Source organism: Arthrobacter sp. Z5-13, assembly GCF_056499105.1.
The window spans coordinates 1,024,239-1,040,106 of record NZ_CP096460.1 but is presented as its reverse complement, the minus strand read 5'-3'; the positions used below and the strand labels follow the sequence as shown (position 1 = coordinate 1,040,106).

General features: G+C 57.1%; 13 protein-coding genes. 5 read left to right on the top strand and 8 right to left on the bottom strand.

Annotation, left to right across the window (positions count from 1 at the left end; translation table 11 throughout):
- The first annotated feature begins 149 nt into the window (after window positions 1-149).
- Window positions 150-1,217 (top strand): lipopolysaccharide biosynthesis protein, encoded by a 1,068-nt coding sequence (locus tag M1E02_RS04900; protein ID WP_479377031.1) that lies wholly within the window; start codon window positions 150-152, stop codon window positions 1,215-1,217.
- An 83-nt stretch (window positions 1,218-1,300) separates the two neighbouring features.
- On the opposite strand, the gene M1E02_RS04895 is transcribed toward M1E02_RS04900, so the two are convergent.
- The 4 genes from M1E02_RS04895 to M1E02_RS04880 all read right to left on the bottom strand — a co-directional run bounded on the left by M1E02_RS04895 (window position 1,301) and on the right by M1E02_RS04880 (window position 6,569).
- Window positions 1,301-2,230, bottom strand: a complete 930-nt coding sequence (locus M1E02_RS04895; RefSeq protein ID WP_479377030.1) for an NAD-dependent epimerase/dehydratase family protein — start codon at window positions 2,228-2,230, stop codon at window positions 1,301-1,303.
- A 47-nt stretch (window positions 2,231-2,277) separates the two neighbouring features.
- Window positions 2,278-3,546, bottom strand: a complete 1,269-nt coding sequence (locus M1E02_RS04890) for a nucleotide sugar dehydrogenase (protein WP_479377029.1) — start codon at window positions 3,544-3,546, stop codon at window positions 2,278-2,280.
- A gap of 115 nt (window positions 3,547-3,661) precedes the next feature.
- A complete protein-coding gene (locus M1E02_RS04885) occupies window positions 3,662-4,882 on the bottom strand; it encodes a DegT/DnrJ/EryC1/StrS family aminotransferase (protein ID WP_479377028.1) in 1,221 nt (406 codons plus the stop codon).
- On the bottom strand, window positions 4,791-6,569 hold the full coding sequence (locus tag M1E02_RS04880) for a polysaccharide biosynthesis protein (RefSeq protein WP_479377027.1): 1,779 nt from the start codon (window positions 6,567-6,569) through the stop codon (window positions 4,791-4,793). Before M1E02_RS04880 ends, M1E02_RS04885 begins: the two co-directional genes overlap by 92 nt.
- Window positions 6,570-6,995: 426 nt before the next feature.
- Here M1E02_RS04880 and M1E02_RS04875 point away from each other — a divergent pair, with 426 nt between their 5' ends.
- The 4 genes from M1E02_RS04875 (at window position 6,996) to M1E02_RS04860 (ending at window position 11,898) form a co-directional block, all read left to right on the top strand.
- A complete protein-coding gene (locus tag M1E02_RS04875) occupies window positions 6,996-8,498 on the top strand; it encodes a tyrosine-protein kinase domain-containing protein (RefSeq protein WP_479377026.1) in 1,503 nt (500 codons plus the stop codon).
- Between the two features lie 125 nt (window positions 8,499-8,623).
- Window positions 8,624-10,405: a DUF4012 domain-containing protein gene (locus tag M1E02_RS04870; RefSeq protein ID WP_479377025.1), complete on the top strand. Its 1,782-nt coding sequence runs from the start codon at window positions 8,624-8,626 to the stop codon at window positions 10,403-10,405.
- A 165-nt stretch (window positions 10,406-10,570) separates the two neighbouring features.
- Window positions 10,571-11,155, top strand: a complete 585-nt coding sequence (locus tag M1E02_RS04865; RefSeq protein WP_479377024.1) for an LPXTG cell wall anchor domain-containing protein — start codon at window positions 10,571-10,573, stop codon at window positions 11,153-11,155.
- Between the two features lie 209 nt (window positions 11,156-11,364).
- Entirely contained in the window at window positions 11,365-11,898 is a 534-nt protein-coding gene (locus M1E02_RS04860; RefSeq protein ID WP_479377023.1) for a VanZ family protein, read from the top strand.
- 19 nt (window positions 11,899-11,917) lie between these two features.
- Here the strand turns inward: M1E02_RS04860 and galU are convergent, their stop codons facing one another.
- The 4 genes from galU to paaD form a co-directional block, all read right to left on the bottom strand.
- The gene (gene galU / locus M1E02_RS04855; RefSeq protein WP_479377022.1) at window positions 11,918-12,802 is read right to left on the bottom strand and encodes a UTP--glucose-1-phosphate uridylyltransferase GalU; all 885 of its coding nucleotides are present in this window, start codon (window positions 12,800-12,802) and stop codon (window positions 11,918-11,920) included.
- A gap of 396 nt (window positions 12,803-13,198) precedes the next feature.
- Window positions 13,199-13,987, bottom strand: a complete 789-nt coding sequence (locus M1E02_RS04850; RefSeq protein ID WP_479377021.1) for an enoyl-CoA hydratase/isomerase family protein — start codon at window positions 13,985-13,987, stop codon at window positions 13,199-13,201.
- An 89-nt stretch (window positions 13,988-14,076) separates the two neighbouring features.
- On the bottom strand, window positions 14,077-15,315 hold the full coding sequence (gene paaE / locus M1E02_RS04845) for a 1,2-phenylacetyl-CoA epoxidase subunit PaaE (RefSeq protein ID WP_479377020.1): 1,239 nt from the start codon (window positions 15,313-15,315) through the stop codon (window positions 14,077-14,079).
- A gap of 10 nt (window positions 15,316-15,325) precedes the next feature.
- Window positions 15,326-15,856 carry a 1,2-phenylacetyl-CoA epoxidase subunit PaaD gene (gene paaD, locus M1E02_RS04840; RefSeq protein WP_479378067.1) on the bottom strand — a complete coding sequence of 177 codons (531 nt, stop codon included), beginning with the start codon at window positions 15,854-15,856 and terminating at the stop codon, window positions 15,326-15,328.
- Between the last annotated feature and the right edge of the window lie 12 nt (window positions 15,857-15,868).

Genomic DNA, 15,868 nt, shown 5'->3' with positions numbered 1-15,868 from the left:
CAACTGTCACAGGGGTTATCACTGCTCGCTCCCTCGGACCGGATTCAAGAGGAACTCTTGCAGTAGTTCTCACCCTGGCTGGTCTAAGTGTCCTCCTAGGAACACTCGGTTCTAACATCGCCGTCCGAACTCATCTTCCACGGAAGCAATTGGTCGTCGCTGCCGACTACATTCGGCTCACAGCTCTATTGGCCGGCCTGGTCACAGTAGTCCTTGCCGTTGCTTACTTTGTTGCGTCCCGCACTGTGAAGGGAGGACTGATCGATTTTGGAGTTGCAATGGCCTTCGGTGCCTACGGGCTCACTTATTTTTTCGCGGTCCAGTCGCTTGATTTACTCAACGCACAAGGACTAGTCAGTAAATCTGCGAAACATAATGCCTATGGCTCAATTGCCTGTCTCTTTTTCGTATGTGTGTGCTGGTTGCTAAATAGCAACCTTGTTGCCATAATCTGCGCCTACGGGCTGTCCGTCGTTTTGCAGTTCATGATGACTGTGAGGACCTTGTGGCCCTCCATCAAGGCTTCGAAAACCCACTCACGGGAAGGAATGCTGAGACTGACTGCAGACGGCCTGAAGTCCATGGGCCTCAATGTCGGGCAGCACTTGGCCTACAGCTCCGGCCTGATATTTTTGGCGATACAGTCCACTCCGACCCAAGTCGGTTTGTACGCCGTAGCGGCTACTCCTGCGGCCCTGCTGCGCATCCCATCGAACGCAATGGGCCAACTATTTTTTCACCATGCAGCATCGGGTCAGGTGACTGGGCAAAAGCTGATAACTACGCTCCTTAAGTTGATGTGCTTGCTTCTTCCACTCGCAGCATTGGCCTGGTTCATCGCCACACCAGCATTCGTTCTTGTCTTCGGCGACGAGTATGTAGAAGCCGTAACGGCATTCAGGGTGCTCCTTGTCGCAGAGATAGCGCTCGCCCCCTTCCTCATTCTCGGTCGTGTATTGGCCGGAGCTCAACGTTTGCGCACAGCCAGCGCTGCCGGTTTGGTCGGTTTTTTGACGCTGGCAGCAGCTTGCCTTTGGTTAGTTCCATCCCTTGGCGCTGTTGGTGCCGCATGGTCTGCTGCGTTCGCCTACCTTGCGATGTCCGCAACAGCAGGGTTTGGTAGTTTACTCATCCCCAGGCATCCGGTTGAACCGAGTTCCGTGGATTCACGGCCCCCGCAGGTGGAGTCGGTAAGGACTCCAAAAAGCAAGAGGTGAGGCTGTACGACACCAGCTGAAAAGAAGTCTTGCCCGGGTGAATGTGGTAGCAGGGCATCGCTCTTTGGCGCGGGAGCCCTGCTCTATAGGCCCATGTACCATTCGTAGACTTCCTTAAGGGCTTGGACAAAGTCCGGCTTCTCCACATCGGGCATCAGGGAGTCCAATAACGCCGAAGACGCCTGAGAATGCTTGACATCCCCCGGCCTTGCTTCCACATATTCAACTTTGATGCGTTTGGGATGCATCTCCTGAAGTAGTTCAACAACGGCGTTGAGAGAAGTCCGAGTGCCAAAAGCCAAGTTTACCGGTGTGGAACTTGTCACTTTACGGGTTGCGGCCTTTGTTAGTGCGTCCGTTACTGCATGAATGGAGGTGAAGTCCCTGGACTGTTCCCCGTCACCGAAAATAGTTAGCGGCCTGTCATCTTTCAACGCCGCTAAGAATTTTGGAATAACTGCAGCATAGACATGGTCAGCTCGCTGCAAGGGGCCGAAGACGTTGAAGAAGCGGAATGCTATTGTTGAAAGCCCATAACTACTGGAATACGCGTTTGCATACGCCTCCGTAGCAAGCTTAGTAACAGCGTAGGGGCTAAGCGGCAAAGTCGCCAGGGACTCAACTTTGGGAAGAATGGGGTTTGCGCCGTAGACCGAGGAGGACGAAGCCACACTGACGTGGGCAACGCCGCTCAATCTAGCCGCCTCCAGTACGTGCAGCGTCCCATTGACGTTAACCTCGTTCGTCGAAACTGGATCTTTGATGGAGCGCGGAACTGACGGAAGGGCGCCAAGGTGAACGATGGCGTTCACTCCCTCGCTGGCGCGTAGGACGTCGTCGAAATTGCGGAGATCACCATCAATCTCTTGGATGCGGGAGGACAAGGAAGCACGACGTACCCCTGTGACATAGTTGTCCAGCGTCCTGACAAGTTCTACTTCAGGCTGTTGGACGAGACGATTTACGAGGTTCGTACCTATGAAGCCACAGCCACCAGTGATAAGTATTTGCATTACTCTCCTGTTTGAAAATCGGATAACGAGTGTTCTCTGGCCTGGGTCTAAAGATGGTGCACCTTCGGTCCATGCACGCGGTGCTTGGTATCTAGAACGACAGTCAAATCATTTACTACGCAGTCGTAATCGAAGTAGTCATGGTCAGTCAGGAGCACCACGATATCGGCCTCCCTTACCGATTCCGTAGAGAGTTCCGCTTCAGCAACCCCTCGTGGCCAGCGGTGAGGCTCAACATGTTTGTCCACACCGCTTACGGTTGCCCCGAATTCGCCTAGCAATTCGGCCACTCGGAGTGAAGGGGCTTCGCGGATATCCCCCGTATTCTTTTTGTAAGCGAGCCCGAGCAGAAGAACATGTGAGTTTTTCAGCGGCTTACCCTGCACATTAAGTAGCTCCATCATGCGCTGCACGACGTATTGCGGCATGTTGTCATTAATATCGTTTGCAAGCTCCACAAACCGGAAGTTTTGGCCCAGCTTCCGACGGACCTGCCAGGACAAGTAGCTAGGATCTACGGGCAGGCAATGGCCGCCAACGCCTGGGCCGGGCGTGAACTTCATAAACCCGAATGGCTTTGTTCCGGCGGCCTCGATTGATTCCCAAACGTCGACACCGAGCTGATGGGCAAAGATTGCGAGTTCGTTGACTAGTGCGATGTTGACGTGACGGAACGTATTCTCAAGTAGCTTGGTGAGCTCAGCCTCTTTGGGGGAGCTTACGGGAACTGTCTGATCAACTAAATCGTCATAGAAGCCCTTGACTTTTTCGAGGCAGAGGGCTGTCATGCCGGAGACCACCTTAGGCGTCTCGACAAAACCCCACGTCGTGTTGCCGGGATCTATGCGTTCAGGGCTGTACCCGACATGAAACTGTTTGCCGGCTATAAGCCCGGAGCCCTGCTCAAGGATCGGTACCAAAAGCTCCTCGGTAGTGCCAGGATAAGTCGTAGATTCGAGAACAACCACTGCACCGGGCTTGAGGTGGTCGGATAAAGACTTACTCGACTCCTCGATAAATGTCAGGTCTGGAAGACTCTCGCGCAGCGGCGTTGGGACCGTAATCACGGCAACGTCAAATCCTGCTGTGTCTTCGTAGCTATGCGAAACTGAGTACCGGCCTGAATCCAAGGCCGCTCGCAGCTGAACGTCAGACACGTCATCCACGTACGAATCACCGTTCTGAAGACTATTGACTCGATTCTTGTCCAGATCTACCCCCACGACAGAATAGCCAACCTCCACAGCACGCATTGCCACCGGGAGCCCTACGTAGCCCTGTCCTACAATTACTACTTTGCGGTCTTTGACTTTCATATCCCCATGTCCTGCCGTTTTAATAAATCGTGTATCTGTAGCGGATTCTTCAGGAAGTTTGTTTGATGTTTTTCTCAGACACTTCCGAGACTTGCTGACTGCGACTTCGATGCCTTCATCTTTGAGTCTTCAAAAAACCTTTCATTGTGTAGACGATCCGTTCAATGGAATCGGCGGTGAGGGAAGACCCACTGGGAAGGGTCAACCCCATTCCAAAAAGGCGTTGTGAAGTGCCGTTAATGAGGCCGCGGGCTTTGCTGAATACCGGCTGAAGATGCATAGGCTTCCACAGCGGACGGTTCTCGATATTCAGTGCGTCAAGGGCAAGGCTCAGGTCTCGGACACTGAAGCCGGCCTTCTCTGGTTCCACAAGTACTGATGTCAACCAGACGTTGTCCTCCTCGTCCCTGCTGCCCCCAAAGATCGAGACACCAGCGACGCCAGTCAGCAGTTGTCGGTATGTGTTCCGGTGTTCACGGCGCCTCAAAATCATCTCGTCAAGTCGGACCAACTGTGCCCGGCCAAGAGCCGCCAGTAGATTGCTCAAGCGGTAGTTGAATCCAATATCGTGATGCTCATAGTGCGCTACGGGTTGACGTGCTTGCGTTGCCAAGTATCTGACCCGCAAAGCAACCGCTTCATCATCCGTCAGGAGCATTCCGCCACCGGAGGTTGTCATGATCTTGTTGCCGTTGAAGGAAAAGATAGCCGCATCGCCAAAAGCGCCAGTTGGCTTTCCGGAATGCAGGGCACCCAAAGATTCGGCAGCGTCGGCAATTACAGGCACACCGTAGCGAGCAGCAATTTGACCTATGGCTGTGTAATTGACGGCCTTTCCCAAGAGATCAACCGGAACAACGGCGCCAACCCGTGTCCCGGCCCTTGTGAGAGTTTCAAGCGCCCGCTCGAGCAAAGACGGATCCATATTCCCTGTTTCCAACAAGCAATCTATGAAGAATGGCTCGGCACCGGTGTAAACAATGGCGTTTGCAGTTGCTGCGAAAGTCATAGTTGACGTCAGCACCACATCCCCGGGTCCGACTCCTTTTGCAAGGAGGGCCAGGTGCAAGGCAGCCGTTCCGGAACTCAGAGCCACAGCATATTTACGACCGATACGCTCGGACATTTCCCGTTCGAACTCGTCCACGTCCGGCCCGAGCGGAGCAATCCAGCCAGAACGAAGCGCGTCCAGAATGTACTTTTCCTCCAACTCGCCAATGTCAGGAGCCGACATATAGATACGCTCAGTCATTGTTGCCCGAAAATGATGAAGCCAAATAGGGCTTCGGTATGTCGTTTGTATGACCTTCGGTTTGCTCCCACTGCTCGTGGTCAAGCAACGCGGGCTCCAGGGGAGGCACTGCAGTGTGGGTCACTTTGGGATGGAATGGTCGTTCATCGTGTTCGCTGACGCCGAAGAGTTCCTCATGTAGCTTTTCACCGTCGCGGAGGCCCGTGAAGACCACATCGATTCGCCTCCCTGACTTGCTGATCATGCGCTCAGCGATGTCCAGAATCTTTACTGGATTCCCCATATCCAAAATCAAAACTTCCCCTGGGCGCCCGATTGCTCCTGCTTGAATCACGAGCTGACAGGCCTCTGGAATGGTCATGAAGTAACGCGTCACTTCGGGATGAGTGACTGTCAATGGCCCTCCGGCCTCAATCTGGGCTATGAAAGTCGGAAGCATTGATCCGCGGCTTCCGATCACGTTCCCGAATCGAACCGACAGAAAAGTTTCGCCGGTCTGGTCTGCAGCCCAGGCCGTCAGCTTTTCAGCAATGCGCTTCGAATGGCCAAGGACACTAGTAGGGTTCGCAGCCTTGTCTGTGGAGATGTTGACGAATGTCCTTACACCCACGCGGCGTGCGGCAGCCAGGACATTCAATGTCCCGAGGACGTTGGTCTTCCAAGCCTCTTCCGGATACTGCTCAAGCATCGGGAGATGCTTCAAGGCGGCAGCGTGAAACACTACCTCTGGCCTACGATGATCAAAGATCTCATTCAGGGCTTCCGGATCCCGGATGTCAGCCAAAACCACATCATCGCTATCGAGCAACCCGTGCCCGGAAATAGTCATCTGGACACCATGAAGTCCTGATTCATCACGGTCTAGCATGATCAGTTCTTGCGGCCGGTATCTTGACAGTTGCCGACATAGTTCAGATCCAATCGATCCTCCGGCACCCGTCACCAAAACTCGCTTTCCAGCAACATAGCCTGCGATAGACTCCACCGCTGTATCGACGGGATTTCGTCCAATGATGTCTTCGATCGCGACGTTTCTAAGGTCCCCAAGTTTCATGCCGTCTTCGAGAATCTCGGAAAGAAGTGGCATGACCATCATCCGGAGCCCAGCTTTGTCTGCTTGGTCGGAGACTTGGCGGATGAACTCGGCATCTGCTCGGGCAACACAAAATACAAGTGCCGTTGCGTCAACCCTCCGTGCCAACTCCACTAACTCGCTTCCATCACCCAGCACTGGAATATTGGAGAGCCTAAGATGACGCTTGTCGGGGTCATCATCGATCAGCCCAACAGGCATATAAGGGGAGGCTGGATCGCTCAGCATCCGCTTCACAAGATAAGCCCCGGTGTGACCCGCTCCATAGATTAGTGAACGCTCTGCGGAGTCGCGGGGTCGGACTCGTCGTTCTGAAACGAGTCTCTGCAGGTATCTGCTTCCTCCCATTAACACGAAGGCCACGGGCAAGGCCACAAGGGCTGTGCTGCGAGGAGTACCAGCTGCATCTAATAGAAGAACGTTGACGACAAAAATTGCCGCCGCAACGATGCAGACGGTAAAGAGTAGAGTTTGGGCTTCGTGAAAAACTCCGTGTTGATGACGCCCCCTATATAGGGCCAAGTACCAGCCAATTGCTGCTTGAAGCAGAATGGCACAAACGACAAGTATTCCAACAGAGCCCCAGTTGACCCGGGCAGCCACGAAGTCAAACCGAAATAGCACGGCGAAGGTAACAGCAATAACCCAGGCTTCAGCGTCCACCGAATACTGAAGCACTCGGGACGCCCACCGTTCTGTACGCCCCTCGTCGACAGGTCGGCCTTGTATTTGGTTTCTTGCCTGCATTGAAAGTATCCCCCCGGAAAATTCGACTGCAAAAAGAGTCCGATGCGGACACTTCGACAGGCAGGGCAGCACAGTGACTGGCTTCCCTTATGAAAATGCAAGGCTGGTAGAAGCTGAGACCGATTCCAGCTTTGCAAATTCTTCTTCATTATTACCTGATGGTGCTCAATTACAAAGGGAAGTCCCAGAAGGAACCTAGATCTCCTCAATCGGATCACTTGTATGTTCAAGTGTAGGTAGAGAAGAGCCGGGCGAAATATCATACAGATAACTAAAGATTGTGCCCGCTTCTCACGACCACGAGCGGGTACCATGAGGAGCACTTGCCCGAGGACGATATCTGGAAGGGGCTCGATTTTGGAGCTGAAGGACTATTTGCGGGTTTTACGGCGCAACTGGATCATCGTCATAGCCTGCGTATTGATCGGGGTGCTAGCTGCCGGCGTGACCTCCTTGCTTATCAAGCCAAGTTACAAATCTGACACTAAGCTGTTTGTGGCGCTCCAGAATTCTGGATCGGTCACAGAATTGCAACAGGGTAACGTCTTCAGTCAGGCCCGCGTGCAGTCATATGTGAAAACTGTAAATACACCTACAGTTCTTCAACCCGTAATCGATGCTTTAGGACTGGACCTCACTCCGCAGGCACTGTCCCAAAACATAGTGGCCAGTTCAGATGTAAATACCGTTCTCATAAGCATCTCAGTCACGGACGAGTCGCCGGTCCAAGCGGCAGCCATTGCCCAGGCCGTAAGCCGAAGTTTGGTAGAGGCTGTCGACGAACTGGAGCGGCCAGCAGCGGGCGAACCGTCCCCCGTGAAGCTCTCCATCGTTACACCGGCGACCGCACCCACAGCACCGTCTTCTCCCAACGTCCGCCTGAACCTGATTCTGGGACTGCTGGCGGGAATTGCTGCCGGCTTCGCGCTTGCCGTCCTCCGATCCGTTCTGGACACAAGAATTCGCGGCGAGGCAGATCTACGTAGGGTTACGGAGGCAGCGGTACTCGGCGGGGTCAGCTTTGACTCGGATGCCGTGAAGAAGCCCCTGCTTACGCAAGCAGCGGCTCAAAGCCCAAGGGCAGAATCCTTCCGTCAGCTACGCACGAATCTGCAGTTCGCCCACGTGGGCCATGACTCAAAAACCGTACTCATCACCTCGTCGGTTCCGGGCGAAGGCAAGAGCACAACAGCACTAAACCTTGCCATTGCTATGGCGCAAGCGGGACAGACTGTGGCGTTAGTGGATGCCGATCTGCGCAGACCTATGATCGCCGAATACCTGGGGCTTGAACGCAATGCCGGGCTGACCACAGCCCTCATCGGGAGAGCGGACATCGCCGATCTGCTGCAGCCTTGGGGCAGTGAGCAACTGTATGTTCTCGCGTCAGGTCAAATACCTCCAAACCCGAGCGAATTGCTGGGATCCGAAAAAATGAAGCAGTTGATCTCCAAGTTGGAGAGCACCTTTGACGCTGTAGTCATCGACGCGCCGCCGCTTCTGCCTGTGACCGACGCCGCCGTTCTCGCCCAGCAAGTAGGCGGAGTGGTAGTGGTGGTGGGGACGCAAAAGGTACGCACCACCGAGCTCGAAAAATCTCTTGCTGCATTGGAGATGGTGCAAGCTGATGTGTTGGGTGTGGTGCTCAACCGGCTTCCTACCAAGGGACCCGATGCTTACACCTACGGCTATTACCGCTACGACAACGCAACGAGCGGTGCTCAAACCATGAAACCCGATGACCCGGATTCTCAAGCGACGCCAGACGAGGACGATGGACGTTTCGCAGAAGAAATACTGCGAGGAGCGTCCAAAGATGCTACCCGCATAAAGAGCGGACTCGGCAGGCAGTCGCGGTGACCACTAAGGATTTGGGGGATCCTTTGGCCGTGTCAGAATCTACCGAGCAACGTCGTGCTACTCGTCCCTTAGGTACAAGTCCCAAGCGGTCTCGCTATAGCGGCCGAAGGCGGCTCCTAGTACGCATGGCAGCAGTAGTGGGCTCACTAGCAATTCTGGCAGCGGCAGCCTGGCTGGCATATCGCGCCACGGAGCTGCGAACTGCAATGACGGCCGTCAGCCAACTCGCGCCTGAGTTCAAAGACCAACTGCTGGCCAAGGACAATGAAGCGGCACAGAAAACACTCGACCAGATAGAGCTGCACATAGATACGGCAAGCGGAGCGGCGACCGATCCACTGTGGAAAGCGGCCGGGGCGCTTCCGTTTGTAGGCCACAATTTCTCAGTCACGACCGAGTTGGTACTCTCGGCTGACGATGTGGTTGACCGGGCCGCCCAGCCGATGCTGGGAGTCTTCAGCTCGTTGGACTGGCAGAAAATGGCTCCCGTAAACGGCAAGTTCGACGTTTCACCGTTGGAATCGTCTTCACCGACTATCGTGACCGCCGCGAATACGGTTGAACTGACTCATGCACGGCTGTCCGGAATCGACGGAGCTGGGCTGTTCCCCGAGGTCGCCCGGCCGCTCGCGGAAGCAACGCAATCGCTGGACGAGCTAAGACGGACGCTCAATACTGCCGCTGATACTTCCCAGATACTTCCGGCGATGATGGGGGCCAACGGACCTCGGAATTACCTGATACTGATCCAGAACAACGCAGAGCTACGTGCGACCGGCGGGCTGCCGGGCGCCCTGGCCGTGCTGCGCGTGGAGGACGGTGAAATTAGGCTTGAGGCGCAGTCCACCGGTTCCGCAATGGGTAGGTTCACGCCTCCTGTTGACGTGGATCAGGAGCAGACGCAGATTTACTCAAAGAGGCTGGGAACCTTCATTAGCGACGTCAACCTCACGCCGGACTTTCCAACAGCAGCAAAAGCCGCAAAATCCATGTGGGAGGCAAAGTACGGCACTCCAGTGGACGGTGTTATCGCAGTGGACCCCGTGGTTCTAGCCCACATTCTCAAAGCATCTGGCCCGCTCACTATCCCGATCCCTGCCCCCGTGATGGCAACCGGGTTGCCCACAACCTTGACAGAAGAAAATGTCGTAAAGACCCTCCTCTCCGATGTTTACAAGGACCTTGACAGCAATGCGCTGCAAGATGCTTATTTTGCATTGGCATCCAAAGAAGTTTTCTCTGCTTTGGCTTCGGGAGCAGTTCCCGGGGACCAACTTATTGAAGCCCTGACGACCAGTGCCGAGGAGAACCGCCTGCATGTCTGGGGTAGTCACAACTCAGAACAGGAAATTATCGCGAAAACCAATATTGGCGGCTCAATATCCGGACCCGCTGCCGGCGGCAATTCCTTCGGCGTCTTCTTCAACGACGGAACGGGCGCCAAAATGGACTACTACGTGCGACGCAGTGTGCAACTCATACGAGAGTGCAAAAGTGATGGTTATTCGGAAGTCACCGTTCGGGTAACTACGGCCAACACGGCCCCCGTCGACGCAGCTACTTCCCTACCTGAATTAGTCACGGGTGGGGGCCGATACGGGGTACCTGCAGGAACCGTGCAAACCAACATCGTTGTTTATGGTCCTGCGCAAGCACAGATTGAAACCGCCCACGACAATGGGACCAAAGTTCCCTTCGGCTCTCATATTCACGGTGGACGTCCGGTGGGCATGGTGACAACAAGTTTGGCCCCAGGCCAAGAAAGTACGGTGGACTTTACTTTCGGAAAGATTGTTCAACACGCTGAACCGAAAGTCATAGTTACGCCTACAGTCCAGAATGTCAACGATGTAATTCGCGACCGCGAGGAAAAGGACTGCACCGCTAGCAGTGGAACCTCAGGTTAATCGCAAGTAAATCGTCAGGATTAACCTTTGCGAATGATCAAGACTAAGTGGTACGGTCATTTTTGGGATACATATCCGGCAGTTCCGCAGTTGGTCTCAGGGCGGAGAGGGAATCTCCTCAATTTCGGGTAAATATATATACATAAGTCTCCGGGGGGACACTTCATGAAAAAGGCATTGTCAGCAATCGCACTCGCAGGATTAATTGCGCTCGTCGGCGCAGCTCCGTCTATTGCCGCAAACTACCCGCCTCTGCCGCCGCAAGCTGCCGTGTCTGACGGCACGGTTGGCCCGGGCGAGGACTTCGTCTTCCGCGGCCAGGGTATGCACGCCGGCGAACCACTCACCATTTCTGTTACTCCCGGTGCACGGCCTGCGGCTACTGGCGCAAGCATTGCCGGTGGTAGCCAGACCGTCTCGGGCAAGATCAAGCTGCCGATGGCAACCCAGACGTTCAGTACAGTTGCCGATGCCCAGGGCAGGTTCAGCATCACTCTCAGCATCGACACACCAGGTACCTACGCCCTCACCGCCACCGGAAACAATTCCGGCATCACCGTTGGCCCGGTTTACGTGACAGTTGTGGGCGAGGCCGCTCCGCTCGCGGGCACCGGGGGAACACCCTTGGCAAATACGGGCGCTGACGCGAGTCTCCTCCTGTGGGGGGCAGCCGGTATCGGTGTTCTGGGTCTCGGGGCTGCGGCTGTCGTTGTCACTCGCCGCCGCGCTAAGGCTGAAGCCGCAGCGTAGTCTCGCAATAGAAACATCAGAAATAAGCATCACAAGCTGGGTGGTTCTCCGGGAAACCGGAGAATCACCCACTTTTTTCATCGAACCAGGCATATTCACGGAGTACCACGCTGTGGTAATCATTTGCCTATGGGGCGACACTGGCGCAGTAGCGACGCAGTAGCGGGCAGGACCATCACCCTGCCGCCACGGACGTGGCTTCCCTACATTTGGCTAGCTTTGCTGGCTTTGGCCGCCCTGGGAACAGCAGCGGTAGCCCTAGCGAGGACAACCTGAGCGCCGGAGAGTTCCCAGCTGGGAGGCAGGTTCCCTGGGGCTGGATACTCGCAGCCTACTTTGCCGCACTGGCAGTCATCGGTTATTGGCCCACACCCGTTGATGAGGCGGCCAGCGACGCGCTGAACGCCCTGTTCCGCTGGCTGCACCGGCACGGTGCACCCCGCTGGTTCAACTACAGGCTGCTGGAAGCGGGAGCAAACGTGCTTCTATTTGTTCCGGTGGGCGCCCTGTGCGTGGCCGCCTTCCGGCGGAACAGCTGGCTGCAAAACGCCGCAATCGGTGTGTTGGTTTCGGCGTCCATGGAGCTGGGGCAGTTTCTATTCCTTGACCACCGCGATCCCAGCTCAAGGGACCTCCTTACAAACGCCATAGGAACGATGGCAGGTATTCTCTTGGCCTACGCCTTGACCCGGTGGTTTAAAAGGAGACAGGCCCAGCGCTCCATACGCGCTGAACCTATCTGAAACCCATCTAACAAAGGGGTCAGTTCACAAAGGCCTTCATCCAGGCCCGGAGCTCTTCGCCGAACTCCACGCGCTCCGCTGCCAGCGTTATCACAGCCTTCAGGTAACTCAGCTTGTCTCCGGTATCGAAGCGCCGGCCCTTGAACACCACCCCGTACACGCCACCGCCATCGCTGCTGGCGGCGAGCGTCTGCAAGGCGTCCGTCAGCTGGATCTCTCCCCCGCGCCCGGGACCGGTCTTCTCAAGAACATCGAATACGGCCGGATGGAGCACATACCTGCCTATGACGGCCAGATTGGAAGGAGCCTCCTCCACAGAGGGCTTCTCAACAAGGCTGTTCACGCGGACATAGTCTTCGCCGTCCACCACGGAAATATCAGCACATCCATAGGCGCTGATCTGTGAGGGATCCACCTCGATCAAGGCAATGACGGAACCGCCGGTCTTCACCTGAACCTCAATCATGGTGGTGAGCAGTTCATCACGCTCGTCAATGAGGTCATCCCCCAGGAGGACGGCAAAAGGCTCCTCGCCCACGTGCTGCCGGGCGCAAAGAACTGCGTGCCCCAGGCCCTTGGCTTCGCCCTGACGGACATAGTGGATGGGCCCGAGCTCAGAGGAGTGTTTTACAGCCTCCAGACGAGTCCTGTCCCCCTTCTCCTCCAGCGCACGCTCCAGTGCAGGTGTCCGGTCAAAGTGATCCTCCAGGGACCGCTTGTTGCGCCCGGTAATCATGAGAAGGTCAGTGAGTCCGGCCTTGACTGCTTCCTCCACCACGTATTGGATGGCCGGCATATCAACCACCGGAAGCATTTCCTTCGGCATGGCCTTTGTGGCTGGCAAGAATCTGGTGCCCAGCCCAGCTGCCGGAATTACTGCTTTGCGAACTTTCCCCATAGTCATCTTTGAACCATACAATCCGGGTTGGAAAAACGAAATCGGGACGGGTGGAACAAGTACGGATTGGGAAGGGCCCTGGGGAGCTCGACCAGCGGGACGGAGGCCGTTCTTCCTTCTTCCAACGGGAGCTCCCCAGGCCCTTCAAGTAACTAATGTGCCGGGAGGACTGAAGGTCTCAGGATCAGTCCGGAACTCTCAAAGCGCCTTTTCCGCTTCAGGGATACGGGATACAGAAGGACCCTGGGGCGCTCAACCACTAATGAAGGCCGTTCTTCCTTCATCCCCCAATGGGAGCGCCCCGTGGGTCCTACATCTGGTTAATGTGGCAGGTCTTCAAAAGGTCTCAGGTATTTTCACAATCATTTTCCTAACCCCGGTCAGACCCACAAATCAGCCACTTCAGACCCCTGTGCCTCTGAAGTTGGGAGTCCGTTTTTCCTGGAACGCCAGGAATCCCTCGGCATAGTCAGCCGTCTTGCACAACAGTGCCTGCTGGGCATTCTCCTCTTCCATGGCTTCCCAAAGTCCCAGCCTCTCGTCACGGATATGGGCCACCAATTCCTTGCTCACGTTGAAAGCCCCGGTGGCCCCCGATGCGACGCTGGCAACTATCCGGCGGGTGCTCTCCAGTAATTCGTCCTTGGGCATGGCCCTGCTGAACATTCCCTGGGCCACAGCCTCCGCTCCGCTCATCAGCTCTGCTGTGTAGATGAGGTCCAGTGTCCGGTGCATTCCGAGCCGCTCGGTGAAGTACCAGTGCCCACCCGAATCGAGGGTGGCGCCGAGCTTAGCGAACGGGGAGCCGAACTTGGCATCCTCCGCCACGTACACCACGTCCGTTGCCAGCAGCAGGCCCAATCCCACGCCCAGGCAGGCCCCCTGCGCTGCCGCAAATGTTGGAGCAGGGAACGCGCTCATCTTCCGCAGCAGCGGCTGCACCAGCCCGCCAAGGTAGGCCGCGGCGTCGTCCGTCTCCGGCCTCACCCCGGAGATATCCCGCCCCGCACAAAAGGCCCGTCCCTCACCCCGCAACAGCAGCGCCCTGACGTCTCCCCTGGAGGCGGCGGCAGCGGCGTCGTCCAACGCTTCACCGAGATCCCGGAGCGCTTGCTCATCCAGCGAGTTCAGCTTGTGCGGGGCGTTCAGCACTATCTCGGCAACACCGTCGGCTGTAGACAGGGAAATCATCGGGCTCCTTGGGGGTTCAGCGGGCGGTTCAGCGGGCGGTTCAGCGGGCGGTTGAAGGGGCGGGTTCCGCCGGTGGTGAAGCGGCCATGCTAGACGTCGAAGTCCACGGTGACTTCCGGCGTGGTGGGATGGGACTGGCAGGTCAGGACGTAGCCCTTGTCCAGTTCATCCTGCTCCAATGCGTAGTTTTCGTCCATGTTCACGCTGCCGCTGACCAGTTTGGCCCGGCAGGTGCCGCACACTCCCCCGGCACACGCGAATGGCACGTCAGCCCGGACGCGCAGCGCCGCGTTGAGGATGGATTCGCGCGCATGGGTGGGGCTCGCCACCTCGCCCTGCAGACCGTCCAGCTTGAACGTGATCTTGTACGTTTCCTTGGACTCGTCCGCCACCACCGGACGGCCGGCGTTGCCTTCGGGGCGGTCCGGTTTGCCCGAGGTGAACAGTTCGAAGCGGATCTGTTCGGGCTTCACGCCGCGCTCGGCCAGGGTGTCCCGGCACAGCTGCACCAGTTCGAACGGCCCGCAGAGGAACCATTCGTCCACGTCGTCCGCATGGATGGCGGTGCCCAGCAGCGCCTGGAGCTTCTCGGCGTCGATCCTGCCAGTCATCAGGGGCGCGATCCGCTGCTCACGCGACAACACATGGTGGAGCGCCAGCCGGGAGGGGTACTTGTCCTTCAGGTCCGCGAGCTCCTCGAGGAACATCACGTCCATGGCCGCCTTGTTGGCGTAGATCAGGTCAAAGCGGGTGTCCGGATGCGCGGCCAGCAGAGCGCGCGCTATGGCGATCACCGGGGTGATGCCCGAACCGGCTGCGATAGCCACAAAGTCACCGGGCTGCCCGTTCCGCTCGCCGGCCATCTCCAACGGGTTGTTCATGGAGTTCATCAGCTTCTGTTCCACGGCCTTGCCATCCTTGCCGTGACGGGAGACGAACGCGCCCATGGGACTCATAACGTCCAGGGTGTCCCCAGGCTTGAGCTCGGCATTGGCCCAGTTGGAAAACAGTCCGCCGAGGTCCTTCTTGATGGCCACCCGGATCTCACTGCTGCCGTCCTCGAAGCTCCGCGGTTCAGCGCAGATGGAGTAGCTGCGGCGGACCTCATGCAGCTCGCCCTTTTCATCCGGCAAGGTGGTTCGCAGTGCCACGTACTGGCCGGGCAGGTAGTCGAACTGCCCTGCCAGCCCTGGCGGCACTCCGAACGTCACCTCAATCGCGTCCTCCGTGAGCCGGCGGACTTCCGTGACGGTGAGCGTGTGGAAGGACGCACGACGGCGGCCGGTGGCTGCGGCCGATTCAGCGGCAGTCTGGCGGACAACAGGCATGGGCTCTTCCTTACAGGACTTTGAAGTAGTCGAACGGTTCCCTGCAGTCCTGGCAGACGTACAGGGCCTTGCAGGATGTGGAACCGAAGCGGGTGAGTTCCTTGGTGTCCAGGGAGGAACACTGCGGGCACTTGACGGCGAGGGTCAGCCTCACGGGGCCGGCATGGCGCAGCGCCGCGGCCCGGCCACTGGGTGGCGCGATGCCGTATTCCTGCAGCTTGGCCTTCCCGGTTTCACTCATCCAGTCCGTGGTCCAGGCCGGCGAGAGCACCAGGTCCACTGTGACGTCGGCGTAGCCTTCCTTGGCGAACGCTGACGTGAGGTCGTCCCGGATGGCGTCCATGGCCGGGCATCCCGAGTAAGTGGGCGTGATGGTGACCCGGACCGCCTGGCGAATGCCGCCGTCGGGCTCCCTGTCCTCCAGCACCTCCACATTCCTGAGGATGCCGAGGTCCTCGATGGTGAGCACGGGGATTTCGGGGTCGCAGACAGCCGCAGCGATGCTCCAGGCCTGTTGCCGGGTCCGGGTTCGCTCCTGCATCACTGCCACGGC

Coding starts and splice junctions, on each gene's coding strand:
- paaE (WP_479377020.1), bottom strand. CDS start 15,315: ATGCCTGTTGTCCGCCAGACTGCCGCTGAATCGGCCGCAGCCACCGGC.
- M1E02_RS04850 (WP_479377021.1), bottom strand. CDS start 13,987: ATGATTTCCCTGTCTACAGCCGACGGTGTTGCCGAGATAGTGCTGAAC.
- M1E02_RS04865 (WP_479377024.1), top strand. CDS start 10,571: ATGAAAAAGGCATTGTCAGCAATCGCACTCGCAGGATTAATTGCGCTC.
- M1E02_RS04890 (WP_479377029.1), bottom strand. CDS start 3,546: ATGAAAGTCAAAGACCGCAAAGTAGTAATTGTAGGACAGGGCTACGTA.
- paaD (WP_479378067.1), bottom strand. CDS start 15,856: ATGCAGGAGCGAACCCGGACCCGGCAACAGGCCTGGAGCATCGCTGCG.
- M1E02_RS04870 (WP_479377025.1), top strand. CDS start 8,624: ATGGCAGCAGTAGTGGGCTCACTAGCAATTCTGGCAGCGGCAGCCTGG.
- M1E02_RS04895 (WP_479377030.1), bottom strand. CDS start 2,230: ATGCAAATACTTATCACTGGTGGCTGTGGCTTCATAGGTACGAACCTC.
- galU (WP_479377022.1), bottom strand. CDS start 12,802: ATGACTATGGGGAAAGTTCGCAAAGCAGTAATTCCGGCAGCTGGGCTG.